Annotated in this window: 23 protein-coding genes and 1 pseudogene; 15 read left to right on the top strand and 9 right to left on the bottom strand. The window is 63.6% G+C overall.

The genetic code is table 11. The features are described 5' to 3' along the window. Window positions 1-47: 47 nt before the first annotated feature. The 5 genes from ACK41V_RS00120 to ACK41V_RS00100 all read left to right on the top strand — a co-directional run bounded on the left by ACK41V_RS00120 (window position 48) and on the right by ACK41V_RS00100 (window position 5,351). On the top strand, window positions 48-962 hold the full coding sequence (locus tag ACK41V_RS00120) for a fumarylacetoacetate hydrolase family protein (RefSeq protein WP_409776058.1): 915 nt from the start codon (window positions 48-50) through the stop codon (window positions 960-962). Continuing rightward, entirely contained in the window at window positions 959-1,993 is a 1,035-nt protein-coding gene (locus ACK41V_RS00115) for a TRAP transporter substrate-binding protein (RefSeq protein WP_409776055.1), read from the top strand. Before ACK41V_RS00120 ends, ACK41V_RS00115 begins: the two co-directional genes overlap by 4 nt. 101 nt (window positions 1,994-2,094) lie before the next feature. Beyond that, window positions 2,095-3,528 (top strand): FAD-binding oxidoreductase, encoded by a 1,434-nt coding sequence (locus ACK41V_RS00110; RefSeq protein ID WP_409776052.1) that lies wholly within the window; start codon window positions 2,095-2,097, stop codon window positions 3,526-3,528. Between the two features lie 15 nt (window positions 3,529-3,543). Then, window positions 3,544-4,074 carry a TRAP transporter small permease gene (locus ACK41V_RS00105; RefSeq protein WP_409776049.1) on the top strand — a complete coding sequence of 177 codons (531 nt, stop codon included), beginning with the start codon at window positions 3,544-3,546 and terminating at the stop codon, window positions 4,072-4,074. Beyond that, window positions 4,071-5,351, top strand: a complete 1,281-nt coding sequence (locus ACK41V_RS00100) for a TRAP transporter large permease (protein ID WP_409776046.1) — start codon at window positions 4,071-4,073, stop codon at window positions 5,349-5,351. Before ACK41V_RS00105 ends, ACK41V_RS00100 begins: the two co-directional genes overlap by 4 nt. A gap of 18 nt (window positions 5,352-5,369) precedes the next feature. On the opposite strand, the gene ACK41V_RS00095 is transcribed toward ACK41V_RS00100, so the two are convergent. Continuing rightward, window positions 5,370-6,347, bottom strand: a complete 978-nt coding sequence (locus tag ACK41V_RS00095; RefSeq protein ID WP_409776042.1) for a class I SAM-dependent methyltransferase — start codon at window positions 6,345-6,347, stop codon at window positions 5,370-5,372. 250 nt (window positions 6,348-6,597) lie between these two features. Here ACK41V_RS00095 and ACK41V_RS00090 point away from each other — a divergent pair, with 250 nt between their 5' ends. Then, window positions 6,598-6,849, top strand: a complete 252-nt coding sequence (locus tag ACK41V_RS00090) for a GlsB/YeaQ/YmgE family stress response membrane protein (protein WP_409776040.1) — start codon at window positions 6,598-6,600, stop codon at window positions 6,847-6,849. Window positions 6,850-7,100: 251 nt separating this feature from the next. Here the strand turns inward: ACK41V_RS00090 and ACK41V_RS00085 are convergent, their stop codons facing one another. The 3 genes from ACK41V_RS00085 to ACK41V_RS00075 form a co-directional block, all read right to left on the bottom strand. Continuing rightward, complete coding sequence (locus ACK41V_RS00085) at window positions 7,101-7,724, bottom strand: NUDIX domain-containing protein (RefSeq protein ID WP_409776037.1); 624 nt, start codon at window positions 7,722-7,724, stop codon at window positions 7,101-7,103. Window positions 7,725-7,985: 261 nt separating this feature from the next. Next, window positions 7,986-9,509 (bottom strand): sigma-54-dependent transcriptional regulator, encoded by a 1,524-nt coding sequence (locus tag ACK41V_RS00080; protein ID WP_409776034.1) that lies wholly within the window; start codon window positions 9,507-9,509, stop codon window positions 7,986-7,988. After that, on the bottom strand, window positions 9,461-11,314 hold the full coding sequence (locus ACK41V_RS00075) for an ATP-binding protein (RefSeq protein ID WP_409776031.1): 1,854 nt from the start codon (window positions 11,312-11,314) through the stop codon (window positions 9,461-9,463). The genes ACK41V_RS00080 and ACK41V_RS00075 overlap by 49 nt, the downstream gene beginning before the upstream one ends. Before the next feature lie 235 nt (window positions 11,315-11,549). Here ACK41V_RS00075 and ACK41V_RS00070 point away from each other — a divergent pair, with 235 nt between their 5' ends. Together ACK41V_RS00070 and ACK41V_RS00065 are read left to right on the top strand one after the other, a co-directional pair. Next, entirely contained in the window at window positions 11,550-12,317 is a 768-nt protein-coding gene (locus tag ACK41V_RS00070; RefSeq protein WP_409776028.1) for a DUF4166 domain-containing protein, read from the top strand. Window positions 12,318-12,326: 9 nt separating this feature from the next. Next, window positions 12,327-13,820: a TIGR01777 family oxidoreductase gene (locus tag ACK41V_RS00065; protein WP_409776025.1), complete on the top strand. Its 1,494-nt coding sequence runs from the start codon at window positions 12,327-12,329 to the stop codon at window positions 13,818-13,820. A gap of 458 nt (window positions 13,821-14,278) precedes the next feature. Here the strand turns inward: ACK41V_RS00065 and ACK41V_RS00060 are convergent, their stop codons facing one another. The 4 genes and pseudogenes from ACK41V_RS00060 to ACK41V_RS00045 all read right to left on the bottom strand — a co-directional run. After that, complete coding sequence (locus ACK41V_RS00060; protein WP_409776022.1) at window positions 14,279-14,551, bottom strand: DUF3850 domain-containing protein; 273 nt, start codon at window positions 14,549-14,551, stop codon at window positions 14,279-14,281. Next, window positions 14,548-16,590: an NAD(P)-binding protein gene (locus ACK41V_RS00055; protein WP_409776019.1), complete on the bottom strand. Its 2,043-nt coding sequence runs from the start codon at window positions 16,588-16,590 to the stop codon at window positions 14,548-14,550. The genes ACK41V_RS00060 and ACK41V_RS00055 overlap by 4 nt, the downstream gene beginning before the upstream one ends. Before the next feature lie 124 nt (window positions 16,591-16,714). After that, complete coding sequence (locus ACK41V_RS00050; protein ID WP_409776016.1) at window positions 16,715-17,323, bottom strand: hypothetical protein; 609 nt, start codon at window positions 17,321-17,323, stop codon at window positions 16,715-16,717. Between the two features lie 184 nt (window positions 17,324-17,507). After that, window positions 17,508-18,170: pseudogene (locus ACK41V_RS00045) on the bottom strand (substrate-binding domain-containing protein); the annotation flags it as partial. A gap of 29 nt (window positions 18,171-18,199) precedes the next feature. Here ACK41V_RS00045 and ACK41V_RS00040 point away from each other — a divergent pair. Both ACK41V_RS00040 and ACK41V_RS00035 read left to right on the top strand, forming a co-directional pair. After that, window positions 18,200-19,372: a DUF4332 domain-containing protein gene (locus tag ACK41V_RS00040; RefSeq protein WP_409776013.1), complete on the top strand. Its 1,173-nt coding sequence runs from the start codon at window positions 18,200-18,202 to the stop codon at window positions 19,370-19,372. Then, the gene (locus tag ACK41V_RS00035) at window positions 19,369-19,854 is read left to right on the top strand and encodes a hypothetical protein (RefSeq protein ID WP_409776010.1); all 486 of its coding nucleotides are present in this window, start codon (window positions 19,369-19,371) and stop codon (window positions 19,852-19,854) included. Before ACK41V_RS00040 ends, ACK41V_RS00035 begins: the two co-directional genes overlap by 4 nt. A gap of 136 nt (window positions 19,855-19,990) precedes the next feature. On the opposite strand, the gene ACK41V_RS00030 is transcribed toward ACK41V_RS00035, so the two are convergent. Next, window positions 19,991-21,097, bottom strand: coding sequence for a LacI family DNA-binding transcriptional regulator (locus tag ACK41V_RS00030; RefSeq protein WP_409776007.1), 1,107 nt, complete (start codon window positions 21,095-21,097; stop codon window positions 19,991-19,993). 259 nt (window positions 21,098-21,356) lie between these two features. Here ACK41V_RS00030 and ACK41V_RS00025 point away from each other — a divergent pair, with 259 nt between their 5' ends. From ACK41V_RS00025 to ACK41V_RS00005, 5 genes are all read left to right on the top strand, one after another. Further along, complete coding sequence (locus ACK41V_RS00025) at window positions 21,357-22,040, top strand: amino acid ABC transporter permease (protein WP_228895255.1); 684 nt, start codon at window positions 21,357-21,359, stop codon at window positions 22,038-22,040. Next, the gene (locus ACK41V_RS00020; protein WP_409776005.1) at window positions 22,037-22,723 is read left to right on the top strand and encodes an amino acid ABC transporter permease; all 687 of its coding nucleotides are present in this window, start codon (window positions 22,037-22,039) and stop codon (window positions 22,721-22,723) included. The genes ACK41V_RS00025 and ACK41V_RS00020 overlap by 4 nt, the downstream gene beginning before the upstream one ends. 14 nt (window positions 22,724-22,737) lie before the next feature. Further along, window positions 22,738-23,550, top strand: coding sequence for an amino acid ABC transporter ATP-binding protein (locus ACK41V_RS00015; RefSeq protein ID WP_409776002.1), 813 nt, complete (start codon window positions 22,738-22,740; stop codon window positions 23,548-23,550). 273 nt (window positions 23,551-23,823) lie between these two features. Beyond that, a complete protein-coding gene (locus ACK41V_RS00010) occupies window positions 23,824-24,621 on the top strand; it encodes a transporter substrate-binding domain-containing protein (RefSeq protein ID WP_409776000.1) in 798 nt (265 codons plus the stop codon). A gap of 92 nt (window positions 24,622-24,713) precedes the next feature. Beyond that, on the top strand, window positions 24,714-25,256 hold the full coding sequence (locus tag ACK41V_RS00005) for a VOC family protein (protein WP_409775997.1): 543 nt from the start codon (window positions 24,714-24,716) through the stop codon (window positions 25,254-25,256). Window positions 25,257-25,427 lie beyond the last annotated feature (171 nt).

Here is a 25,427-nt window from a genome sequence, read left to right as displayed (position 1 = left end):
TCCATGCAGCCGGGGCATCTCCCTGCCGCCCCACACCAGGAGAACAGATGAAGTTGGTTCGTTTTCAATCACACGGGCATGCGGGCTGGGCCGTCTGCCATGCCACCACGGGAGCGTGGCACGGCACCACCGAGGGGCGGCCCGGCTACCCGGGCGACGTGGATGACCTGATCCGCCAGGGCCGCGCCGCGCTGGATGCCGCAGCCCTTGCCATGGCGCAGCAGCCAGTGGCGGACCTGGACGCGGTGCAGTTCCTGGCACCCGTGGCCCACCCCGCCAAGATCATCTGCGTGGGCCTGAACTACCGCGACCACACCGCCGAAAGCGGCTTTGTGCAGCCGCCCTACCCCACGCTGTTTGCGCGCTTCAACTCCAGCGTCACCGCGCACAACGCGCCCTTGCTGCACACCGAGCTGTCAGATTCGCTGGACTTTGAAGGAGAGCTGGTGGTGGTGATTGGCACTGGCGGCTACCGCATCAGCCGCGCCAACGCGCTGTCGCATGTGCTGGGCTATTCGGTGTTCAACGACGGCAGCGTGCGCGAATACCAGTTCAAGACCCCGCAATGGACAATGGGCAAAAACTTTGACGGCACCGGCGCCTTTGGCCCCTGCATGGTCACCGCCGACGAGCTGCCGCCCGGCGCCCGCGGCCTGCTGCTGGAAACACGCTTGAACGGCCAGACCGTGCAGTCCGCCAACACCAGCGACATGGTGTTCGACGTCGAATCGCTCATCGTCACCATCAGCGAGGCCATCACGCTCGAAGCGGGCGACCTGATCGTAGCGGGCACCCCGGCAGGTATCGGTCATGCGCGCGAGCCGCGCCTGTACATGAAACCCGGTGACATCTGCGAGGTGGAAATCGAACGCATCGGCCTGCTGCGCAACCGGGTGCAAAGCGCCGCCCCAGCCCCCCAAACCCTGGCCCCAGCCCAACCCCTAGAGGAGACAACATCATGAAGATGAAGACCACGCGACTGCACCGCTTTCTTTGCGCCGCCGTTCTGGGCGCCGCTGCCACGCTGGCGGTCACCACCACCGCCCACGCGCAGGACGTGAAAGCGCGCACCGCCCGCTTCGGCCATGGCCTGGCAGACGCCCACCCCGCGGGCCAGGCGGCCAAGCAATTCGCCGCCGACATGGACCAGGCAACCGGCGGCAAGATGAAGATCGCCGTCATCGCCAACCAGGCGCTGGGCCCTGACCCGCAGATGCTGGGCGCGCTGCAAGGCGGTGTGCAGGAGTTCTATACCGGCAGCGCGCTGGCGCTGCTCGGCCAGGTCAAAGAGCTGGGCTTTCAGGACGTGCCCTTCCTCTTCAACACCGAGGCCGAGGCGCATGCGGTGTTCGACGGCCCCGTGGGCCAGTACCTCAACAACAAGCTCAACGGCGTGGGCATCCACGTGCTGGGCTGGTGGGAGAACGGGTTTCGCCACATCACCAACTCGCGCCGCCCGGTCAACAAGATCGACGACCTCAAGGGCCTGAAGCTGCGCACGCAGCCCAACCCGCTCACGCTGGACGCCTTCAAGGCGATTGGCGCCAATGCGTCGCCCCTGCCGTGGTCCGAGCTGTTCGTAGCGCTGGAGACCAAGGCGTTTGACGGGCAGGAGAACCCGGTGGTGCTGATGTACACCCAGCGGTTTTATGAAGTGCAAAAGTACATGACGCTGTCGGGCCACGTGTATTCGCCGCTGATCTTTGCGGTGTCCAAGAAGTTCTGGGACAGCCTCACGCCCGATGAGCAGAAGATGATGAACGCCGCCGCCCGCAAGGCGACGGAGTTCCAACGCAAGTCCACCGCCGCCGAGGCGGGCACGGCCCTGCAGGGCATGAAGGACAAGGGCGTGCAGGTGACCCAGTTCTCTGAAGCCGATCTGCAGGCGATCCGCGACCGCGTGCCCCCAGCGATTGCGCCGCACCTCGAAAAGATCGGCCCTGAGTTCATGACCCTGGTGCGCACCGAAATCGCAAAGACACGCGCCAAATAGTCCGAGCGCCAGTCCCAGCGACACAACGCTTGTTCCACCTGCCGCGCTCGGGGTGAGCCTTCATCCTGCGCGCGGCTGCTTTTTCGACATCCTCCACTGCCATGAACGCCCGCCTGCCCCTGCCTTTGCCGCCTGCCTTTCTGGAATCGCTTGGCCAGCTTCTGGGCCAGCGCCTGTCCACCAGCCCCTCGGTGTGCGCGCACCATGGGCGAGATGAGTCCATCTTTGCCGCCATGCCACCCGATGCCGTGGCCTACGCCCGCAGCACCGACGAAGTGGTGGCCATCGTGCGGCTGTGCAAACAGCACCGCGTGCCGCTGGTGCCCTACGGCGCGGGCTCGTCACTCGAAGGCCACACCCTGGCCACCCAAGGCGGGCTGACGCTGAATCTGCAGCAAATGGACCAGGTCATCGCCATCCACGCCGACGACCAGTGCGCCACGGTGCAGCCGGGGGTCACGCGCAAGGCGCTCAATGCGGCGCTGCGTGACGAAGGGCTGTTCTTCCCCATCGACCCGGGGGCGGACGCCACCATTGGCGGCATGTGTGCCACCCGCGCCAGCGGCACCAACGCCGTGCGCTACGGCACCATGCGCGAGAACGTGTTGAACCTGACCGTGGTCACGGCCGACGGCGAGGTCATCACCACAGCACGCCGCGCCAAAAAGTCCGCCGCAGGCTACGACCTGACGCGACTATTCATAGGTTCTGAAGGCACGCTGGGCGTGATCGTTCAAGCCACCGTGCGCCTGTACCCGCTGCCAGAAAGCGTGATGGCGGCGGTCTGTGCGTTCCCAGACATCCACTCTGCCGTCGACGTGGTGACCCAGACCATTCAGCTGGGCGTGCCCATTGCCCGCTGCGAGTTTGTGGACAGCATGGCCATCCGCGCGCTCAACCACTACAGCAAGACCGGGCTGCCCGAACAGCCCCACCTGTTTTTTGAGTTCCACGGCAGCGAATCTGGCGTGCGCGAGCAAGTGGCCGTGGTGCAGGCCCTGGCGCAAGACGGCGGTGGCGCGCAGTTCCAGTGGTCTGGCACGCCCGAAGAGCGCACGCGGCTCTGGGAGGCGCGCCACAACGTCTACTTTGCGGCGCTGCAGCTGCGCCCTGGCTGCCGATCTGTTGTCACCGACGTGTGTGTGCCCATGTCCCGTCTGGCCGACTGCGTGACCCAGACAGCGAAAGACCTGCAGCAGTCCGGCATCCTGGCGCCCATGGTGGGCCATGTGGGGGACGGCAATTTTCATGTGCAGATGCTGGTGGACGCCAGCGTGCCTGCCGAGGTCGAAGGCGCCGAGGCGCTGAACGCCCGCCTGGTACAGCGCGCCTTGGCCATGGACGGCACCTGCACCGGCGAACATGGAGTGGGCCTGCACAAGCAGGGTTTCCTGGTCGATGAACTGGGCCCGGCCGCTGTGGCGGTGATGCGCCAGATCAAGCAGGCCATGGACCCGCACAACCTGCTGAACCCCGGCAAGATCTTCACGTTTGGCAGCCCTGCCAGCCAGCCCTCGGCCGTTGGTCACCCCTAACTACCCACAAAACACATGCCCCAACTTGGTTTGAAACGTCTCATCGACTGGTACTTCAAGGCGCTGGAGGTCATTCTGGTGCTGTGCCTGGGCGCCATGTGCGTCATGGTGTTCGGCAACGTGGTGCTGCGCCACGTGTTTGACTCGGGCATCAACATCTCTGAAGAGCTTTCGCGCTTTCTGTTCATCTGGCTGACCTTCCTCGGCGCCATCGTGGCCATGCGCGAGGGCGGGCACCTGGGCATGGACATGCTGGTGCACCGCCTGCGCGGCAAGGCGCTGTTTGCTACCGTGCTGCTGGCCCAGTGCCTGGTGCTGGCCTGCTGCGCGGTGTTTTTGTGGGGCATGCTGCGCCAGCACGCGCTGAACGTGGCCAACATCGGGCTGGTCACCGGCATATCGCTGGGGGTCGCTTATTCGGTGGCCTACCTGTGCGCCGCGTCCATCGGCGTCATGGCGCTGGTCAACATCGTGCGGCTGCTGCTGGGCCGCACCAGCGCCGCCGCACTGTCGGCTGTGGCCGTGCACGACGAAAGCGCCGCATGATCGTTGCCATCTTTGTGGTGTCGCTGCTGGCGGCCATGGCACTGGGCGTGCCGATTGCGTTTGCGCTGATGACCTGCAGCATGGCCATGATGGCCTACATGGGCATCTTTGATGCGCAGATCATGGCGCAGAACATGCTGTCCGGGGCAGACAGCTTTCCGCTCATCGCCATCCCGTTTTTTGTGCTGGCGGGCGAGCTGATGAACGCGGGCGGCATCTCGCGGCGCATCGTCAATGTGGCAGGTGCTTGGGTGGGCCACTTCAAGGGCGGCCTGGGCTATGTCGCCATCTTTGCGTGCGTGATCATGGCGTCGCTGTCGGGCTCGGCCATTGCCGACACCGCCGCCGTGGCTGCGCTGCTCATCCCCATGATGCGCAAGGCGGGCTACGACATCCCGCGGGCGTCGGGCCTCATTGCATCGGGCGGCATCATCGCGCCCGTCATTCCGCCGTCCATCGGGTTTGTGATGCTGGGCGTGGTGGGCAACATCTCCATCACCAAACTGTTCATGGCGGGCATCGTGCCCGGGCTGATGATGGCGCTGGCGCTGGTGGCCACCTGGGCGTACCAGGCCAAACGCGACCACATGCCCCGCGGCGACAAGATGCCCATGCGCGCGCGGCTGTCGGCTACCGTGGCGGGGTTTTGGGCGCTCATGCTGCCGCTGCTCATCGTGGGCGGGCTCAAGGCGGGGTACTTCACGCCCACCGAGGCAGCCGTGGTGGCCGTGTTCTACGCGCTGTTCATTGGGTTTGTGGTGTACCGCGAGCTGCGCATCAAACAGTTGTACGGCCTGCTGCTGACAGCCGCCAAAACGTCGGCGGTGGTCATGTTCCTCGTCGCCGCCGCGCAGGTATCGGCGTGGCTGATTGCGGCGGCCAACATCCCCATGGTGGTGGCCGACATGCTGCAGCCGCTGGCCAGCAACCCGGTGCTGCTGATGGCCGCCATCATGGCCATTGTGTTTGTGGTGGGCACCGCGCTGGACTTTGCGCCCACCATCCTCATCCTGGTGCCCGTGCTGATGCCCGTGGTGCGCATGGCGGGCATTGACCCGGTGTACTTTGGCGTGCTGTTCATCATGAACAACGCCATCGGCCTCATCACCCCTCCCGTGGGCACCGTGCTGAATGTGGTGTGCGGCGTGGCCAAAGAGCGGATGGAGCCAGTGATACGTGCTGTGCTGCCCTACCTGGCGGCGCAGATGACGGTACTGCTGCTGCTCGTCCTGTTCCCGCAGCTCGTGCTGGCGCCGCTGGCCTTCTTTACGCGCTGATATTTATCCGCTGGTTTTTTACCCGCTGATTGCAGCAGGCTCGTCCAGCAAAGGCGCGCGGTACACCAGCACTTTCAGCGCCCGCTCTTCATCTACATCGGCAAACACGGCCGAGTTGGCCACGCGCTCGACGAACGCCAGCTCGGGCGCCAGTTCGCGCATCTTGTCCTGCAAAAACGCCAGGCCCAGCTCGGGCGCGTTCAGGCACAGCAGCGCGTGGCCGCCGGGCGCCAGCAGGTCGGGCAGGCGGCGCATCAGGCGGGCGTAGTCCTTGGTGGCGACAAAGCTGCCCTTCTGGTAGCTGGGTGGGTCCACCACCACCAGGCCATACGGCCCGCTGCGGTTGATCTTGCCCCAGCTGCTGAAAATGTCGTGCGGCAAAAACGCTGCGCCCGTGGTGATGCCGTTGAGCTGGTGGTTTTGCTGCCCCACGCCGATGGCGCCGTGGCTCATGTCCACGTTGACCACCTGCCGGGCGCCCGCCCGCAGCGCCACCACCGAAAACGCGCAGGTGTAGGCAAACAGGTTGAGCACCTTGAGGCCATAGCGATCACCGCGGCGCGCCTCGGCAAAATCCCGCACCCAGCGCCGCCCCTCGGCCATGTCCAGAAACAGGCCGTGGTTCTGGCCGCGCAGCACATGCACGCGGTAGCGCGCGCCCGCCTCGGTCACCACATGCGGGTCGGGCACGGCGCCCGCCATCAGGCGCGTTTCGCTACGGCCTTCGATGCGCAGCGCCTCGCCCCGGTGCTGGAACACCCAGTTCAGCGGCTCGCCCGCCGGTGCGATCAGCGCCCAGCGCGCCTCCAAAGCAGCGCCGATGGCGGCCAGATCTTCATCGGTGGCGGGCGCAAAACTGGTCAACACAAACACCGGCGGGTACGCGTCCAGCGACCACTGCTCAGAACCCGGGTGCAGCCCGCCCCGTCCGTGAAAGACGCGCCTGGCGTCAGTGGGCAGCGGCATGGTGGCGATAGCGTCGAGCAGGGCTTGCATGGCAGGAACAGGGTGGGTCGAAAGAATTTTGGAACGAAAATGGTCGCTAGCGCTTTATACATAAGCGCTGATAGCTACTGAAACAATAGCGCCACCCATTATCGCGCCTACCGCGGAGTGGGTCAGCGTTGCGCGCAGGCAAGGGCCAAACCTCTGGATTGGGCATCGAAAACCGCGGCCAGAAAAGGAATTACAGTCGCTGGCGGGGCCACCTGCTCGGCCTGAACCTCTTTCACAAAAAAGGAATTCCATGCTTTCCATTCTCGGAACCATCGTTGTTGGCTTCATCGTCGGATTGATCGCGCGCGCCGTGAAGCCGGGCGACGACAAATTGGGGCTGATCATGACCACCGTTCTCGGCGTGGCCGGCGCCCTGGTGGCGCGTTATGTGGGTGTGGCCATGGGCTGGTATGCGCCCGGCGCACCCGTCGGCTGGATCGCATCGATCATCGGCGCCTTCGTGCTGCTGGTGATCTACGGGCTGATCAAGAAAAAAGCGTGATCACGTGGCAAGCGCTCTTGCCTGCAAGCAAGCAAGTAGACACAAATGCCTGATTAGGTGCAGGCCCCGGATAGACCGTTCGCCCTGACCCTGTCGAAGGGCTGCTCGCGAAAAGCGCCCTGGCTTCGACAAGCTCAGCCCGAACGGTTTGGGGCAACGCTGGGGCACGTAGCCAATCAAGCTAAAATGCCTTGTAGCGCTTATCAGACAAGCGTCTGATGCTATTAAAAACGAAGCATTTCGGTGCATGATCAGCACCCCGCCGCGCCCTGCAGCATCAGCGCCACATGCTGCAGCAGCATCACCGTCTTGCCGTCCTCGATCACGCCGCTGCCAATGCCCGCCAGGGCTTCGGCCAGTGGCATCTCGATCACTTCGATGTCCTCACCCTCATGGGCCAGCCCGCCGCCGGTGCGGATGCGGTCTTGTGGTTCGTATTCGGCGATGAAGCAGTGGAGCTTTTCCGTCACCGAGCCAGGGCTCATGTAGGCCTCGAACACCTTGCGCGGTTGGCGCACGCGGTAGCCGGTTTCCTCCTCGGCTTCGCGGCGGATGCAGGTTTCGGGGTCGCCCCCATCCAGCAGGCCAGCGCAGGCCTCAACCAGCATGCCGTCGGCGCTGCCGTTGAGAAACGCGGGCAGCCTGAACTGCCGCGTGAGGATCACGGTGCGCCGGTGCGGGTCAAACAACAGCAGTGCCGCACCGTTGCCTCGGTCATAGGCTTCGCGGCTCAGCGTCTGCCACTCGCCGTCGCGGCGGCGCAGGTCAAAAGTCACCTTGCGCAGCGTGTACCAGTGGTCTGACAGCACATCCACGCCGTGCAGCCTGATCTGGTCTGTGCTGGACGGCACGGGGGTTGGCACAGGGCGGCTCATACGGCTGGCCCTGGTGCGGCCAGAGTCCGCCTTTTTGCGCCAGTGCGCGGTGGTTGAACGGCCCAACGGCCCGCTGGGGGCAATCCGGCTGCACGGCCAATCGCCGGTGAGCCGCGGCGGGCAATCAACATCCGCGGCACAAGGCCGCGAGGGGTTATGTCAAACATATCCTTGGTTCCTTTTTGCTAAGGCCTGCATCCGCGGCCACCTTTTACGGGGTGTCATCGCCAACCCACCGGCCTCAGCGACGGATCATTTGGATCACTTCAAGCCCAACCGCGTCAGCTTCTTGATCAACCCCACCCGCGAAATCCCCAGCCGCCGCGCCGCTTCAGACTGGTTGCCGCCCGCTGCGGCCAGGGTGTCGCGCACCATGCGCACTTCCAGCTCCATCAGCGCAGCGTCCAAAGGCCCGGTGCTGCCTGCAGGGGGCGATGGGTCTGGCTGGGTCTGCGCCATCGGGTCGGGCATGTCGCCACTCGCCAGTTGCAGCAGCTCCGCATCCACCTCGCGCTGGTCGGGCATCAGCAAGGCCCCGGCAGACTCCACCACGGCCTTCAACTCGCGCACGTTGCCCGGCCAGTCGCGCGCCATCAGCCACGCCAGGGCGCTGGGCGACAGGCTGGCACGGTGCGCCACGCGGTGCAAAAAGCGCGTGGCCAGCAGCGGGATGTCGGCGGGGCGCTCAGCCAGTGATGGGGTGCGCAGCACCACGCCCTTCAGGCGGTAGAACAGGTCTTCGCGGAAGGTGCCTTCGCGCACCATGGCCTCCAGGTCGCGGTGGGTGGCGGCCACCACGCGGGTGTCGGCACGCTTTTGCACGCGGCCACCCACGGGCACAAAAGAACCCTCTTGCAGAAAGCGCAGTAGCTTGACCTGCATGGGTGGCGGCATTTCGCCCACCTCGTCCAGAAACAGCGTGCCGCCGTGCGCGGCCTCCACCAAGCCGGGCTGGTCGCGGTAGGCGCCGGTAAAGCTGCCTTTCATGTGCCCAAAAAGCTCACTCTCCAGCAACTCGGCCGACAGCGCACCGCAGTGGATGGCCACAAACGGCTCTGCCCGGCGTGCGCTGCAGGCGTGCAAGGCGCGGGCCACCAGCTCTTTGCCGGTGCCCGTGGGGCCCAGCACCAGCACGCTGACATGCGTGGGCGCCACGCGGCGCACCAGCGCGCGCAGTTGCACCGTGGCCGCCGCCTGCCCCACCATGCCCAGGTCGTCCAGCGCCTGGCCTGCACGCAGGGTGGCCAGCTCTGCATCCAGCCGCGCCTTGCGCAGGCCGCGCGCCACCACAAACCGCAGCATGTCGGGGTCGATGGGCTTGGTCAGAAAGTCCCACGCGCCCAGCTCGGTGGCGCGCAGGGCCAGCGCATGGTCGCCGTGGCCGGTCAGCACCACCACGGGCACACGGGCAAAGCGCGGGATCAGCTCCAGCCCGATCTCCGGGTCCATGTGTGGGGGCATGGCCAGGTCCAGCAGCACCAGCTCGGGCGGCTGCTTGGCAAAGGCTGCCAGCGCCTGCTCGCCATCGCCCGCCAGGGTGACGGTGTGGCCCAGGTTGCGCAAAAAGGCGCCGCCCAGGCGCTGAAAGGCGGCCTCGTCGTCCACCAGCAGCACATGGCCGTTCTGGGGTTCGGCGGCTGCGGCAGGCTCTGGTGCGGGGTGGTCCGTCGCGATATCGGTCGCGATGTCGGTCGCAATGCCAGTCGCGATGTCTGTGGCGGGATTGGGCATGGCGGTCATGAAGATGTCGTCAACGGAAAACGGAGCGTGAAACACGTGCTCCACGGCGGGCGCTCGGTCAGCACCACCGACCCGCCGTGCGCGGCCATGATGCGCGCCACGATGGCCAGGCCCAGCCCGGTGCCGCCCGGGCTGCGCGATGCAAACGGCTCGAACAGGCGGCTGCGGATCTCCACCGGCACGCCGGGGCCCGCATCGCACACATGCAGCAGCACGGCATCTGCGGTGTACTCCGCGTCGATGTGGACATGGCTGTGCGTGGCGGCCTTGCTGGGCGTGGCGGGGTCGTCGGTGGCAGACGTGGCGATGCGGGCGTTTTCAAACAGGTTCGTCAGCACCTGGTCCACCCGGCGCGGGTCGGCCTGCAGCAGCAGGGGCTGGTCCAGCCCCGCGCCCAGGCTCACGTCGGGCAGGCGCAGGGCGGCGTTGCGCACGTGGGTGGCCAGGTCGATGGTGCTTGGGCTCAGCTTCCAGGGCTTGGCAAAGTCCAGCAGGTCGTGCGTGAGGTTGGAGATGCGGGCCACCTGCTCGGCCACCTCGCGCCGCGTGTCGCCCGGCGCGGCGGCCACGGCCATGGAGATGATGTTGAGCGGGTTGCGGATGTCGTGCGCCACCGTGGCCGCCAGGGTGCCCAGCTCGGCCAGGCGCGCCTGCAGTTGGCGGTCCCGCTCGCGCGCGGCGGCGTGTTGGGCCTGCTCCACGCGGGCGGCGGCCTCGGCCACCACGGTGCCAAACAGCTCGGCCACATGGCGCGGGCCGGGCGGTGCGGCGTCCCAGCCTTGCAGGGTGGCGTGCCAGCCTTCAACTTCGCCGTTGCTGCTGCGTGTGCAGACCAATTGCGGGGTGCTGCTGGCAGCCTGGGGTGGCTCGCCAATGTGCACCTCTACCTGGGTGCCAATGCGGTGGCTCAGCAGTGCAGCGGCCTGCTGCGCCAGGGCCTCTAGTGTCTCGGCGGGCAGCAGCGCGCTGCGCCAGGCGCTCAGGTCGGCAATGGACACGCGCCCGCCGGGGTACACCAGCCGCTCGGCCATGCGCCGCACCGGGCCGTTCAGCGCCAGCACGCTGGCCGCCACCGCCAGCCCGCCCAGCCAGCGCGACTCGAACGGCAGCAGCGGCGTCAGCGCCACCACCCCCGCCCCCAGCGCCAGCAACAGCGCCCACACCAGCGCCCTGCGCGCCCAGGCGTTGGCTACAAACACGCCGTACCGCAAGATGCCGTACACCAGAATCAGCGAATACAGCGGCAGGCCCAGCAGCGGAAACGGGTACACCGGCCAGCCCAGCACCGCAATGCCATAGCCCGTCAGGCACAACATGCCCCACAGGCACGACGCGGTAACGGCCGCAATCTGCCGAAACTTCTGCCCGTCGCCCTCCCTGCGCGCGCGCAGCAGCGCGTGCAGCAGCACCGACACCCCGCCAATGCCCAGAACGACCCACGCCATGCTGGCCACCCAGCCCACCGTGCCTGCCACGGCAATCCAGCCGATGTCGGGGTGCTGCGCAATGTGGCCCGGCACCATCACCATGGCCGCCAGCGTGGCCCCCCCGCCCAGGGCGTAAGCGGCAGCCAACCCGGCGCGGCCGATGTTTACGCGGCAGAACACCACGCAGAAATGAAAGAACAGCACCGAGGTGAACGGCGCTGTAGACAGCAAAAACATCATCACCCGCTCGGTCTCGGGCCCCAGCCAGTTGGGCAACTCGTTGCCCACCATCCACACCGAGATCCCCACCAAAAAAGCCGACAGCAGCCGCGCCCCCGCCACCCGGTCGGCAAAGGCCAGCAGCACGGCGGCCAGCACCAGGGTCTCCAGCAGCGCAAACCCGAGAACGGCGTGGATCAGCATGGGTGATGAATCTGTAAACGAAAGGGGATGAAAGGGGCCGCCAACTGGTTGCCAACCTGCCGCCGACCTGTTCCTGCGGTTGACGATTTGCCGACGGCAGACTGTAAACCAAGTATGCAGGTCCACGCGCGATTTCCAATGAAATCAACGACTTGCAACCTGCACAGAGGCTGGCCCGACTTTCGCAATAGAGAGTCACAAGAAGTGCAACCGCCACTTCCAGCAAAGGCCTCCGATGTTTGCCCTGTTCACCTCCACCGCTGCCAACCGCACTGCCCGCACCATCCCCGCCACCTCCGGGGCCACCGTAACGCAAGCGCGCCCGCTGGACCTGCCCGCCCTGGCCGGCCCAGCAGCCTGGGCCCGCCTGCCCCGCGCCGTGCAACGCCGTTTTGCCGCAGCGCACGCCGACGTCGCCTACGAGGGCGTGATGGAGCTGCGCTGCTCGCGCATCGGCCACATGTTTGCGGCGCTGGCAAGGTTTTGGGGCGGCCCGCTGACCCACCTCAACACCACCGGCCTGCCCGCCACCGTGCGCGTCAGCGACAACGGGCGCGGCGGTGTGGTGTGGGAGCGGTGCTTTCACAGCGGCAACGGTAGCCACAGCAACGGCAATGACACCGGCATCCACAGCGGCGACTGCACCGTGCGATCCACCAAGGAGCTGGGCACCGACGGCGGCCTGGTGGAGCGCACCGACGGCGGCCTGAGCATGTCGCTAGACGTGCTGGAAGAAGACGGCGCCCTGGTGTTTCGCAGCCACCGCTTCTTCTGGGTGCTGGGCCGCCTGCGCATCCCCGTGCCCGCCCTGCTCACCCCCGGCACCTGCCGCGTGGCGCACATCGACCTGGGTGCGGGCCAGTTCCGCTTCACGCTGAGCATGGTTCACCCCTGGTGGGGCGAGACGTTTCACCAATCCGGCGTGTTCACCGACCCCGTCGCCGACACGGACACGGCAACCGACGCCGATACAGACACCCACTTCAACGCCCCCTCTCTTTAAGACCACGCCATGAACACCCTCTTTCTGCTGCTTACCGTGCAAGCCGCCCTGGGCGCTTTTGACAACCTGTGGCACCACGAACTACAGGCCCGCCTGCCGCAGCGCACCTCGGCCCGGTATGAAATATCACTGCACGCCGCGCGCGAAGCCATCTACGGCGTCGTGTTCTTCGGCCTGGCCTGGTTTGAATGGCGCGGCGCCTTTGCAGCCGTGCTGGCGGCCCTGCTGGTCATCGAGCTGGGCATCACCCTGGCCGACTTTCTGGAAGAAGACCGCACCCGGCGCCTGCCGCCGTTCGAGCGCGTGCTGCACACCGTGCTGACCATCAGCTACGGCCTCTTCCTGGGCCTCATCGCCCCCGTACTGTGGGCCTGGGTGCAGCAACCCACCGCCATGGTGCTGGCCCCGCACGGCTGGGTGTCGTGGTTGTTCACGGCCTACGCCGTCGGCGTGTGGGCCTGGAGCGTGCGCAACACCCTGGCCGCCATCAAGCTCTACCGCACGGCCCCGCCTGCACCACACCGTGCCCTGCACACCCGTGGCCTCCAACCCCAGCCAGTCACCCTGGTCACCGGCGCCACCGGTTTTGTGGGCAGCGCCCTGGTGGCCGACCTGGTGCGCGACGGCCAAAGGGTGATCGTGTTGACCCGCGACGCCCTGCAGGCCCGCGCCAGCTTTGGCCCCGGCGTGTGGGTGGTGGACACCTTGGACGCCATCCCGTCTGAAACGACCATCGACGCAGTGGTCAACCTGGCAGGCGCCCGCGTGCTCGGCATGCCGTGGACGCAAGCGCGCAGACGCCAACTGCTGGCCAGCCGAGTCGACACCACCGTGGCAGTCGTCCAACTGATGCGGCGCCTGCAAAAGGCCCCGCGCGTGCTGGTCAGCGCATCGGCCGTGGGCTTCTACGGCGCATCACCCCACGCGTCAATGGAGCCCTTGGACGAAACCGCCCCACCCCGCCCAGGCGAGTTCCAGTCCGACCTGTGCGCCGCCATCGAACACGAGGCCCGGCGCGCCGAAGCCCTGGGCGTGCGCGTGGTGCGCATGCGGTTTGGTGTGGTGCTGGGGCACGGTGGTGGCGCCTACCCAATGCAAGCGCTGGCCGCCCGCCTGGGCTTGGGCGCCGTGCTGGGGCATGGGCTCCAGTCCGCACCGTGGATTCACCTGGAAGACGCTGTGGGCCTGGTGCGGTTTGCGATGGCGCACCAATATTTGCAAGGCCCCGTCAATGCCGTGGCGCCTGAGGCGATGACGCAGGCCGCGTTTGCGCGGGCGTTAGCCGCTTCGTTTGGGCGCCGTGTCTGGCTGCGCATGCCGGGGTTGTCTTTGCGAGCCGTGCTGGGGGAAATGTCCACGCTGCTGCTGGACGGGCAGAACGCCGTGCCGAGTGCCGCGCTGGCTCAGGGGTATCGCTTTGTGCATCTGCGGCTGAATGGCGCACTGGAAGACCTTGCAGAGATTGAAAGACCCGAAGCAGGTTTGGCCCGCGCGGAATATTAATCAGAACAGGCTATACGCTTATTGACAAAGCGCCCCTAGCTACAAATATAGTAGCAAATCCAGTTTAATCCAATGCCAGGAGCCCAAGGCGGGCATCAACTTAACCGCACAGCAACTTCGAGCACAAACGGGCTGGCAAGGAGCAATCGCGTGGCGGGATCAGAATACCGACTTTGCGCCGATTGATTTTGTGGGAATTCCGTAGCTGTACCAGCCGATGGAAACCACCCCCACCACCACCATTTTTTTCCTGATATTTTTGGTGTAGCCTGGATGTTTTACGGGTGTTCAGGGCCAACGTCGGCGCATATTGCGGCGCTATAGAACCAGCGGCAACCAACTCTTTTGACTTTGGCCGATCAGAGAACAAATCATGTAACGGTGTACGGCTAAGAACGGATCGCCTTTCAGACAAGTGCAGGCGATATTGTAAATAACTCCGGTCAATAAGAACTTCTCTAATCCGCCACTCGTTTGACGCTAAGAATGCAAAATTCGATGTTAAGTGCTTCTTCCGAAACTGCACAAGGCTCGATAGCAGAAGTCAATGAGGTTATTTTAACGAGGCATGATCTCCCCGTAAAATCGCCGCTGATTGGCTCAAACTCTTTGAGGTCCAGATAATCTCCAACGCAGTAACCACGGTCGTCACGCCGCAGTTCGTGAGTTCTTTCGCCAGATGCAATCGGGATGAAGAATTTGGGCCAACTTTTAACAATATGGGTTTTCATGATGCTGGCGATGCTTGTATAGGCGAGAAATCAGAATAATCAAAATTTAGTTGTAGTGGATTCTGCAGCCGTGGGGAATCTAATTCGTCTACTAAACTGATAATCCCCTTGACGGATGCTGGAAGATCTTTAGGTGGATCTATCGTATCTGCAAGCTCTGCTAAAGGGACATTCTTCACTCTGTCTACAGGACTATTCGCCAACCGATCGAGCGTTTGTATGAAAACACTCGCCATGCTGACAATATGACGCAGCGTCTGGTCATCAACAAAATAATCGCGATCAGTACTATCAATGTAGAGCACACCGAGCACTGGAGAAGGCAACGTATGAATTAAGGCTTTTTCGGGCTCCAGAAGAGGAATGGCAAGCACAAAGCTGACCTCTTTGGACATCTCTCGAGAGGCTTCTTTAAGACGAACCGATCCCATAGCTCGATTCAAATTTTCCGCAGAGACACCGGCAACCGATCTAACAATGCGGCGACATGCATATGCCTGTCCAATCGTGCCGTTGATTGCGGGAAAGGTACGACCAGCTGCGCTTACTGTCCCCCGTGCGTTAGCAGTACCCTCATAATCGCAAGCCTGTTGCAACAACTCCTCCCCGTTGAATACCATTGCGCGATGTAGTGTTACACGCAAACGCTTTTCTGGCGCGTGGTTTATCAATAGCGCACCAGCAACAGCAGCGCAAAATGCGGTTGCAAGCAGTTCAGTTGGGCCCGGCAAGTACTCTCGTCTCCAGTGGGCGCGTAGGTTATCGCCGATTCGGTCGGTATTTTTAGTGGGGCCTGGATAGTCGAAATAGCCACCGGGCCACCGCGCTTCGTCTGTTTGCGAGAAAGGATCTGGACGAGCACCACCACGACGTGTTTCAATTGCCTTGTAGAGCTTCTCTGAAAGCAGTTCTCTCAAGAGCGAATCGCGCAGAGTGCCATGTCGCCTGATAATTCTATTTTCGGAAATGTGATGCTGTGCGACCAATGCTTCTTCGGCCTGATTCGATGGAACGAATCCCCCGCACTTATACAAAAGAAAAACTAATAGCTTGTTCTGAAACGAAATCCGAGAGGTAGATGGATCGAACAACTGTGATAGCTTGCGCACCTCAAGTCGGAGAATTACGTCGGTATCACGTCGAAGGCGACGACGCAATTTGTCCAGCGCCATATCGAACTGGTCGCGTGTTGCGGGCTCATTCTCCATCAATTCAAAGTCTGCGAACAGTCCCGCCTTTTGTGGATTATCAGTATATACCTTATGAAGACGTTGAACGCAATCCAGCAGTGCCCCGTTCCCGACAAATACCTCATCAAGAATCCGATCTTGGCGATACTGAGAAATCCGCGCGCGTAACAAATCGATCATGGCGCCATCACCTTGGCCCGATACTAAGTAAGTACGCCTAGGTTCATCCAGGCTTGGCTGCCCATGCGTTTCATTTCGCCAGTATGATAAAACGCCGTCTTTTTCCAACCCAAATCCAACGGCTAGGATGACGTTATGAAAATTTTTCGATTTACCGATACTTGAGCTTTCTAGCCCCCCAAGGGTTGTTCCATCTGATGAGCAGCGCTTTTCTCCCACCCACTCAATCGTCAGGCAATTGTCGACTGTAGCCGACTCGTGAATTTGTAGGTGTCGAGCGTTGCAATAAAGGGTAATGTCATCATCAGATAATCCAATATTAGCATTGCGCCACTGCGAAAGTACCTGAACCACGACATCAGATGCTCGCGACGCAGTCCAGTTCAATACAGGAAGCATGGCCACGCTGGACTGGCTTCCCGTCCTAGGCCAATCATATATTCGGGGATGAAGCCAACGAGAATCGCTCCCTTGTTGTAGAGACAATAAGGTGTCTCGCTGCTCAAACAGCGTAATATGAGCATTTACCTTTTTCTTCAGAAGTGCAGCGGCCAGCGTCAAGCCAGCAAATCCCGCACCAACGATGGCAATGTTCTTTTTTTCTTCTCGAGGATCTTCGCCAGGTGTAATTGCCTCTATCAATTCTGATTCCACTAACGACCACGCCATGTTCAGAGCTCGTGTCTGTTGACTGAAGACAGTCACCCCCACATCGAAAGTTCCAATCAAGTGAAGACACGTGCCCTCAACGCGAAAAGTCTTTATCAGCTCGCTGCCTGCACGTTTGCTTGTGTTATTCAAAACAAAATCCCTCACGTATATTCAGCCAGCGGGTCAAATCCGATGATGAAAAATCATCGTCAACGATCAAAGTACGATCAGAAGGTAACTTTTCCGCGATTGCTTCAAGCTTTTCGCAGGCAGTTTGAACGAAAGGTTTAAAGCTCGCTTCGCTCTTCCGGCTGCGTCTTTCAAGCCTCTCAATAATTGTGTCAGGGCTCTGGCGCAGAAACAGGTATGCCTCAGGAAGGCCCACGCGAAGCATCAGCGCTTCATTGACCGCCTTATAGGCGTCAAGATCGACATCAAGTCGCAGAGATGCCCACAATAGATCTGTAGGGAACGACCAATCGCAAATGGCCACTCCCGTTTCTGGAGCGGTTGTCACTAGATGAGCATGCTGAATCAGAAATGACAGGTCGTATCCCAAGTAGCCAAGCGATCGAATTGCTCGCTCATCGCCCCAAAACGGATTGCGGTCGTGTTCCTCGCCAAGCACATGGTCATCAGACTCTGCGATGCGCTTGGCAAGCGTAGTCTTCCCCGCCCCAAATACGGCGAGGATTTCAACACGAGCTTTCGACAGAGCGCGTTCAGATTCAGGAACAGAAAGGGTAAGCATGCGGCGAATCCAAAGATAGGGGTGTATTTTCTCCTGCCAACCGGCCTATCGACCGTTGCGGTTCAATATCCAAGGAAGGATGCCCGGGAGTTCGTTTCTGGCTTTGTAAGCCAATTTCGGGCGATACGGCCACATGAACAATCACATCACGGCGATCTTGTTGATTTCTAGCCAGACGCCCCCCTTACGGCAAATTCTCCCGAAAAATCACCTGACTCCGCGTCGTCTCCACCCCACTCGTCGGCTCCCGCCCATCCCGCACATTGGCAAAGATCCGCACGCAGTTCATCACCGCGCCCTGCGGGTTCTGCGTGATGACGGCGTCCATCGTCCCGTCGATCAGCAGCGCCCGCGTATCCGGCGTGAGGCCGTGGCCGATGAACACGATCTTGCGGTCTGCGCCCGCCTCTTTCAGCGCCCGGCCAATGCCTTCGGCCCCGCCGCCGATGTTGTAGATGCCCGCTAAATCATCGTGCTGCTCTAGCAGCGCGCGGGCCTGGCGGTAGTCGCGTTCGGCGTCGTCCTGGCCTTCGCGCACGCCAACCACCTGCACCAGGGGAAACTGTTCTTCAAACAGGTGCAAAAAGCCCGCCTCGCGCTCTTCGTGGGCGCGGTAGCGAAGTGAGCCGACGATCATCGCCACATGCGCCTTGCGGCTGTGGGCCAGTGGGCCCATGAAGCGGGCGATCAGGTAGGCGGCGGTGCGGCCCGCTGCGCGGTTGTCCAGGCCCACGTAGGCCACGCGGCGCGAGTTGGATAAATCGGAGATCAGCGTGACGGTGGGCACGCCCTGCTCTGCCAGCTGGGCCACGGCCTCGCGCACCACCGGGTGTACGATGCCGTCGGCATCTTCAACAAGACGAGGGAGCAGAACCCATGGCCACCAGAAACACGCCCCTGCCCGACGGCGACGCAGCGCAAAGCAGTGAAGACGAAGTCAGTGGCATCGAGGGCGGCGCAGCCCCGGTCATCGACCTTCTAGGCATTGGCGCTGTGGCGGCTAGGGCGCTGGCCCGCATCAAGGTGCTGACCACCGACGACCTGCTGCGCGCGCGCAGCGACCAGCTGGCCCACGCGCTGCAGGGGATCGCCACACCCACCCAAACGCTGAAATGGCGCTATGCCGCCAGCCTGGTGCAGGTGCGCGGGGTCGGCCCCCATGTGGCGGACCTGCTGGTGCGCCACAACGTCTTCACGCCAGACGAGCTGGGCCGCCAAACCTGGAGCCAATTGCAGACGCTGCTGGCGCACCTGCCAAGCAGCCGTGCCGTGACAGCCGACCAGGCCGGCGCCATGCTGCGGGACGCGACCGTGCTGTCCCTCACCGGCCGACTGGCAGGTACGGTGCGCGACGCGCAGGGCAAACCGGTGCGCAACGCCGTGGTAGCCCTGGGCGGCCTGCGCCAAACCACCAACACGCTCGGCCGCTTCGACCTGCGCCGTGTGCCGCTCGGCCGGGGGTTGCCGCTGGAGATTTCGCACGCCCGGCACCAGACGCTGCTGGTGCCATCGCCCACCCTGCAAACCGACCCGCTGGCCGGCGGGGTGCAGATCTTCACCCTGCAACCGGCGGCAGCGCGGCCCGAGACGCCTGCTGCCCTGTCGGAATGGGCAGGGGACACGCTGCCCGTGCCGTGCGGCCAGCCGGTGCGTGAACGCATGGGCCGCGTGAGCGACCTGCGCGAAGGCGACCTGCTGCGGCTGAACGCGGTGTACGCCAACGGTAGCGACGTCAAGCTGGTGTCGCGCTTCAAGACCTTTGAGGCCGGCGTGTTCTGGGTACATGTGTACCGGGTGTCGGCCAGCCACTTGCCCGCCCGGTCGCCGTTGCGCCAGCACTTCCGATGGCGCGGCGGCAGCTTCGCGCCGGTGGACGTTGACCTAGACGCCTTCCACCGCGAGAGCCTGCGGCGCCGCATGCTGCGCCATTTCGCCAGCCAGCCTCTTCCCGCCACCGCGGCGGGCCGCAAAAAAGCGCTGGAGGCACGCCTAGAGCACCTGGCAAAAACCGGCGCCTTCCAGGGCCGCCATCATCCGGAGTCCGTATGACCCAGTACCGTTTTGTGAGCAACGGCGGCTGTGCCCGCTGCGAAGCCATGGAAGGCATCTACGCCTCGCCGCCCGAGCGCCCGCACCCTTTTTGCCGCTGCACCATCGAAACGGTGGGCGAAGACGGCAAGAACACCGACCTGAGCGCACCGACCAACGGCCAGCCCGGCAACTGGGACCGCACCGGCCCCAGCTGGGCTTGGGAGCGCGACGGCAGCTTCTCGTCGGAAGACAACAACGGAGACAGCTACGCCGAAACCTACCTGATGGACGGCTTCCTGTTCGTGACCTGCTGCGATGGCTCCTCCACCGGCGAACCGCACCGCCTGGAGGTCACCGTCGACCTGCGCCAGGGCGACTCGCGCGAAGCGCAAGACGCGCTGTTGGAAGTTGCGTTGCAGGACGCCGAGTCCGAACTGGCGCAGCGTGCACTCGAACTGTACGAACAGGACTGCGAGCCGTGCAATCCGCGGGTTTCGTGACGCTCACTGCGCCGCAATCGCTAGAAAAGCCCGTCACGCAGGCCAGTAATACGTGAGGGCGTCCTTCAGCAGCTTGGCGCGGATGCTCTCCTCAAACTGGTCGCGCGCCCGAACCGCGCGTCCGTAGTCACCTCCCCTACGGCAAATTCTCCCGAAAAATCACCTGACTCCGCGTCGTCTCCACCCCGCTCGTAGGCTCCCGCCCATCCCGCAGGTTCGCAAAGATCCGCACGCAGTTCATTACCGCGCCCTGCGGGTTCTGGGTGATCACCGCGTCCATCGTCCCGTCGATCAGAAGCGCACGCGTATCCGGCGTGAGGCCGTGGCCGATGAACACGATCTTGCGGTCTGCACCGGCTTCTTTCAGCGCACGCCCGATGCCTTCGGCCCCGCCGCCGATGTTGTAGATGCCCGCCAGGTCGTCGTGCTGCTCCAGCAGCGCGCGGGCCTGGCGGTAGTTGCGTTCGGCGTCGTCTTGGCCTTCGCGCACGCCCACCACCTGCACCAGGGGGAACTGTTCTTCAAACAGGTGCAAAAAGCCCGCCTCGCGCTCCTCATGCGCGCGGTAGCGCAGTGATCCAACAATCATCGCCACATGCGCCTTGCGGCTGTGCGCCAGCGGGCCCATGAAGCGGGCGATCAGGTACGCGGCGGTGCGGCCTGCGGCGCGGTTGTCCAGGCCCACGTAGGCCACGCGGCGTGAGTTGGACAAGTCCGAGATCAGCGTGACGGTGGGCACGCCCTGCTCTGCCAGTTGGGCCACGGCCTCGCGCACCACGGGGTGCTCCAGTGCCATGAAGGCGATGCCGTCGCAGCGCTTGCCGTAGTGCAGCAGCGCTTTGGCCAAAGCGTCGGGGTTAAAGCTTTCGATGTACGCCGCCTGGCAGCGCACGTTGAACGGTGCCCAGTGGTCTTGCGCATAGCCGATGACGTCGCCCAGCATTTGCAGAAAGCGGTTGCTGCCCTCGGGGATCAGCACCATCAGGCGCAGGGGCTGGGGTTGCAGCGCTGCGTGCAGCTCGGCCTGCGGCAGGTAGCCCAGGGTGGCAGCGGCCTGCAGCACCCGCTGCGCGGTGGCGTTGCGCACGCCCGACCGCTGGTTCAGCACCCTGTCGACCGTGGCGGTGGAGACGCCGGACAAGCGGGCGATGTCTGGGATGCGCGGGCTGCGGGGACTGCCATGGGGTTGGGCAGGCGCTGGCGTGGGTGAAGAAATGGGTGCTGGGGCGAGTGGTTGGGCCATGATTAAATTCAATCAAAAACCATCATCTAGTTTGCTGGTATTTGATGGATTCCGCGGATAGTATCACTGGGCGTTCGATGCTGAAAGGCATCAGAAACCATCAGTACAAACCCTAGGTTGCAGCGGCCAAGACCGATTGCGCAGGAGACAAGACATGCCTGATACCCCAACTCGCGCCGCGTGCCGCGCCCCGGGCTTGCCCGTGCCGTTCGTGACCAGGCGCACCGCCTGCGTGCGCTGAAGCATCGCCGCCGCGTCCATGCAATACGAGTTCGACTTTGCCAGCGTGCTGGCCAACTGGCCCCAGTTTCTGGAAGGGGCCTGGATGACTATCCTGCTGTCCTTCCCGGCCACAGTGATTGGTTTTGTGGGCGGCACGCTGCTGGCCATTGGCCGGCGCGGCGACACGCGCTGGCTGGCCAAGGCCTGCGGTGCGTATGTAGAAGTGCTGCGCAACACGCCGCTTCTGGTGCAGGTGTTTCTGGTGTTCTTTGGCCTGGCCAGCCTGGGCTTCAAGGTGTCGGCGTTTGCGGCGGCGCTGCTGACGCTGGTGATCAACGTGGCGGCCTACACCTGCGAAATCATGCGGGCGGGCATGGATTCGATCCACAAGGGGCAGATTGAGGCGGCCGAGTGTCTGGGCCTCACGCGCCGGCAGGTGTATTGGCATGTGGTGCTGCGCCCGGCGATGGAGAAGGTGTACCCGGCGCTCACCAGCCAGTTTGTGCTGCTGATGCTGGCCTCGTCCATCACCTCGCAGATCTCGGTGGAGGAACTCACCGCCGTGGCGGCGCGGGTGCAGTCTGAGACCTTCCGCCCGTTTGAGGCTTACATCCTGGTGGCGGTGGCGTACCTGGCGCTGTCGCTGCTCATGCGGCTGGGGCTGTGGGTGTTTGGGCAGATCGTGTTCACGCGCCAACGCAAATTGGGGAGCGCCAAATGATTGACGGTGGCCTCAACTCATACCACCTGCAGTACCTGCTGTTCGGCGCGCTGTGGACCATCGGCCTGTCGCTGATTGCGTTTGTGGGCGGTGGCCTGGCCGGGGGCGTGATTGCGCTGTGCCGCGTCAGCCCGATCAAGGCGGTGCGCTGGGCGACGATTGCGTGGATTCAGATCATCCAGGGCACGCCGCTGCTGGTGGTGCTGTTCCTGTGCTACTTCGGCCTGTCCATTGCGGGCCTGGAGCTGCCCGCCATCGTGGCGGCCAGCATCGCGATGATTGTTTACGTCAGCGCCTATCTGGGCGAGATCTGGCGCGGCTGTATTGAATCGGTGCCGCGCACGCAGTGGGAGGCGGCGGAATGCCTGGCCCTGTCGCGCACGCAGCGCATGCGGCTGGTGGTGCTGCCGCAGGCGGTGCGCATTGCCACGCCGCCCACGGTGGGCTTCATGGTGCAGATCGTGAAGAACACATCGCTGGCGTCCATCGTGGGGTTCATCGAGCTGGTGCGTGCGGGGCAGCTCATCAACAACTCCATCTTTCAGCCATTTACCGTGTACCTGCTGATCGCCATCGTCTACTTTGCGATGTGCTACCCGCTGTCCGTCTGGAGCCGCAAGCTGGAGCAGCGCCAGCAGTTTGGAAACCGTGGCGCAGCCACTGTGCCTGTGACCACCGCATGAAACGAGAAGACACCATGAACCTCGCCCAAGACGCCGCTGTGCAACCTGTTGCGCACGCTGCTTTGTCTGCACAACAACCACAGCAGCAAGGACTGCAACAGCAACCGGTGGTTGAACTGAAAGACGTGCACAAAAGCTTTGGCAGCAACCAGGTGCTCAAGGGCGTGTCGTTTGCCATTCCCAAGGGCCAGGTGGTGGCCATCATCGGCAAGAGTGGATCGGGCAAGAGCACGGCGCTGCGCTGCATTGACCGGCTGGAGATCATCGACAGCGGCACCATCAACGTCTGCGGCCACGCGGTGCACGACCCCGCCATCGACCTGCGCCAGTTGCGCCAGGACGTGGGCATCGTGTTCCAGAGCTACAACCTCTTCCCGCACCTGACGGTGGAGCAGAACGTGACCCTGGCCCCCAAGGCCGTGAAGAACCTGCCCGCCGCCAAGGCGCGCGAGATTGCCGCGCGCACGCTGCAGCAGGTGGGCCTGGCCGACAAGGCGCAGGCCTACCCCGAGCAGCTTTCGGGCGGGCAGCAGCAGCGCGTGGCCATTGCCCGGTCGCTGGCGATGGAGCCGCAGGTGATGCTGTTTGACGAGGTGACATCGGCGCTAGACCCGCAACTGACCGGCGAGGTGCTGCGCGTGATCGAAGCGCTGGCCCAGGGCGGCATGACCATGGTGCTGGTCACGCACGAGATGGAGTTTGCCGCCCGCGTGGCCGACACCATCATCTACATGCACGAAGGCAAGGTGTGGGAGACGGGCCCGGGCGCGATGCTCAAAAACCCGCAGACCGCCGAGCTGCGCGACTTTCTTTCTCACGGGCTTTGATTGCTGATGCGCCGCATATCGAGACGACATGAACCCACTAGAACCGATCACGCTGAGCCTGTCGGAGCGCCGCGCGAGGCTTCGACAGGCTCAGCCTGAACGGGTGTTTCAGGTTCAAAGATGCCGAATCAATCAACGCGACGTTTGCCCTGAGCCTGTCGAAGGGCTTCGACAAGCTCAGCCTGAACGGATATTTGAAATTTCAACGGGCCTAGTCACCAGCGCCCAAACCCCTTTCGATTCGATAGCCAAAAACCACCAGGAGACAACACCATGACCACTTCCCTCACCTTCCTCCGCCGCACCCTGCTGGCCATCAGCGCTGCCGCCCTGTGCGTGCCTGCCATGGCCGAGCTGGCCGACATCAAGTCCGCCGGCAAGCTGCGCGTGGGCATTGACTTTGGCGCGCCGTTCTACGGCTACGTGGACGAAAAGATGAAGCCCGTGGGCTCGGACGTGGAAGCCGCCGAGCTGCTGGCCAAGGACCTGGGCCTGACGCTGGAGATCGTGAACACCACCAACTCCTCGCGCATCCCTAATCTGCTGTCCAACAAGGTCGACCTGATCATCTCGTCGCTGTCGATCACGCCCGAACGCCAGAAGGCGGTGGATTTCTCCATCCCCTACGGCGCCATCCAGGCTGCGGTGGGTGCGCCCAAGAGCCTGAAGCTCACCAGCATTGAAGACCTGGCCGGCAAGACCGTGGCCGTGACCCGCGGCGGCCCGCAAGACAAGATCGTGACCGAACGCGCACCGCAGGCCAAGGTGGTGCGGTTTGATGACGAATCGGCCTCCATCACCTCCGCCGCCACTGGTCAGGCGGACATCGTGGCCATCACGCCACCCATCATCGCGGCCATCGCCAAGAAGAACCCGTCGCGCGACTTTGAGACCAAGTTCATCCTGCAGTCGTACCAACTGGGCGTGGCCATGCGCAAAGGCCAGCCCGAGCTGATGGCCGCCGTGAACGGCTGGATCAAGACCAACCTGGCCAACGGCAAGTTGAACGACATCCATGTGAAGTACGCGGGCGTGCCGATCCCCAAAGAAATCATCGACGGCGCGAAGTAAGTAAATAAAGCAAGCCTGCAACCTGGGCGGCGCCTGATGGGCCCCGCCCGGCTGCGCCCTGCCCTGACGCATCACCAACAAAGGAAATTCTTATGAGCCGTCATTTCGGCGCCATCCGCCAACTTGGCTATGTGGTCCACGACATCGAAGCCGCCATGGACTACTGGAGCAAGACCCTGGGCGTGGGCCCGTGGTTTTACAACCCCAAGGTCCCGATCAAAAACTACGTCTACAAGGGCGAGCCCTACGAGCCGCACAACTCGGTGGCGCTGGCCAACTCGGGTTATGTGCAGGTCGAGCTGATCCAGACACGCAACGACGTGCCGTCGATGTACCGCGACTTTCTGCAGGCCGGGCGGACCGGGCTGCAGCACGTGGCGTATTGGACGAGCGACTACGACGCCGACCTGGCGCGGCTGACGGCCGAGGGTTTCAAGACGGTGATGAGCGGCGAGGTGGGCGAAAAGGGCCGGTTTGTGTACTTCGACACCGAGTACCACCCCGGCACCGTGATCGAGCTGTCGGAAGTGGCGGGCCCCAAGGGCCGCATGTTCGACCTGATCCGTTCGGAGTCGGAAATGTGGGATGGCACGACCGACCCGGTGCGGCCGTTTCCTGATCTGTCGAAGATCTGATTTTTACGCCCATTGAGTCTGATTAGGTACGCATCTCAGATAAGACCGACAGCCTGTGCACCCGCAGCGGCGCCGGGGGTTACCCCCTCTCCCCTCGCGGGGGAGGGTTGGGGAGAGGGGGCGGCACCCGCACCGCGCCCGTTGCACCCCCACACCCCGGCCCACGCCCCC

It is taken from the genome of Acidovorax sp., from assembly GCF_046291265.1.
Lineage (GTDB): Bacteria > Pseudomonadota > Gammaproteobacteria > Burkholderiales > Burkholderiaceae_C > Acidovorax.
This window is presented reverse-complemented; position numbering and strand designations above follow the sequence as displayed.

Bases quoted from the DNA above. Each gene is read 5' to 3' on its own strand.
- ACK41V_RS00120 (WP_409776058.1), top strand. From the start codon at position 48: ATGAAGTTGGTTCGTTTTCAATCACACGGGCATGCGGGCTGGGCCGTC.
- ACK41V_RS00115 (WP_409776055.1), top strand. From the start codon at position 959: ATGAAGATGAAGACCACGCGACTGCACCGCTTTCTTTGCGCCGCCGTT.
- ACK41V_RS00110 (WP_409776052.1), top strand. From the start codon at position 2,095: ATGAACGCCCGCCTGCCCCTGCCTTTGCCGCCTGCCTTTCTGGAATCG.
- ACK41V_RS00105 (WP_409776049.1), top strand. From the start codon at position 3,544: ATGCCCCAACTTGGTTTGAAACGTCTCATCGACTGGTACTTCAAGGCG.
- ACK41V_RS00100 (WP_409776046.1), top strand. From the start codon at position 4,071: ATGATCGTTGCCATCTTTGTGGTGTCGCTGCTGGCGGCCATGGCACTG.
- ACK41V_RS00095 (WP_409776042.1), bottom strand. From the start codon at position 6,347: ATGCAAGCCCTGCTCGACGCTATCGCCACCATGCCGCTGCCCACTGAC.
- ACK41V_RS00090 (WP_409776040.1), top strand. From the start codon at position 6,598: ATGCTTTCCATTCTCGGAACCATCGTTGTTGGCTTCATCGTCGGATTG.
- ACK41V_RS00085 (WP_409776037.1), bottom strand. From the start codon at position 7,724: ATGAGCCGCCCTGTGCCAACCCCCGTGCCGTCCAGCACAGACCAGATC.
- ACK41V_RS00075 (WP_409776031.1), bottom strand. From the start codon at position 11,314: ATGCTGATCCACGCCGTTCTCGGGTTTGCGCTGCTGGAGACCCTGGTG.
- ACK41V_RS00070 (WP_409776028.1), top strand. From the start codon at position 11,550: ATGTTTGCCCTGTTCACCTCCACCGCTGCCAACCGCACTGCCCGCACC.
- ACK41V_RS00065 (WP_409776025.1), top strand. From the start codon at position 12,327: ATGAACACCCTCTTTCTGCTGCTTACCGTGCAAGCCGCCCTGGGCGCT.
- ACK41V_RS00060 (WP_409776022.1), bottom strand. From the start codon at position 14,551: ATGAAAACCCATATTGTTAAAAGTTGGCCCAAATTCTTCATCCCGATT.
- ACK41V_RS00055 (WP_409776019.1), bottom strand. From the start codon at position 16,590: ATGGCGTGGTCGTTAGTGGAATCAGAATTGATAGAGGCAATTACACCT.
- ACK41V_RS00050 (WP_409776016.1), bottom strand. From the start codon at position 17,323: ATGCTTACCCTTTCTGTTCCTGAATCTGAACGCGCTCTGTCGAAAGCT.
- ACK41V_RS00040 (WP_409776013.1), top strand. From the start codon at position 18,200: ATGGCCACCAGAAACACGCCCCTGCCCGACGGCGACGCAGCGCAAAGC.
- ACK41V_RS00035 (WP_409776010.1), top strand. From the start codon at position 19,369: ATGACCCAGTACCGTTTTGTGAGCAACGGCGGCTGTGCCCGCTGCGAA.
- ACK41V_RS00030 (WP_409776007.1), bottom strand. From the start codon at position 21,097: ATGGCCCAACCACTCGCCCCAGCACCCATTTCTTCACCCACGCCAGCG.
- ACK41V_RS00025 (WP_228895255.1), top strand. From the start codon at position 21,357: ATGCAATACGAGTTCGACTTTGCCAGCGTGCTGGCCAACTGGCCCCAG.
- ACK41V_RS00020 (WP_409776005.1), top strand. From the start codon at position 22,037: ATGATTGACGGTGGCCTCAACTCATACCACCTGCAGTACCTGCTGTTC.
- ACK41V_RS00015 (WP_409776002.1), top strand. From the start codon at position 22,738: ATGAACCTCGCCCAAGACGCCGCTGTGCAACCTGTTGCGCACGCTGCT.
- ACK41V_RS00010 (WP_409776000.1), top strand. From the start codon at position 23,824: ATGACCACTTCCCTCACCTTCCTCCGCCGCACCCTGCTGGCCATCAGC.
- ACK41V_RS00005 (WP_409775997.1), top strand. From the start codon at position 24,714: ATGAGCCGTCATTTCGGCGCCATCCGCCAACTTGGCTATGTGGTCCAC.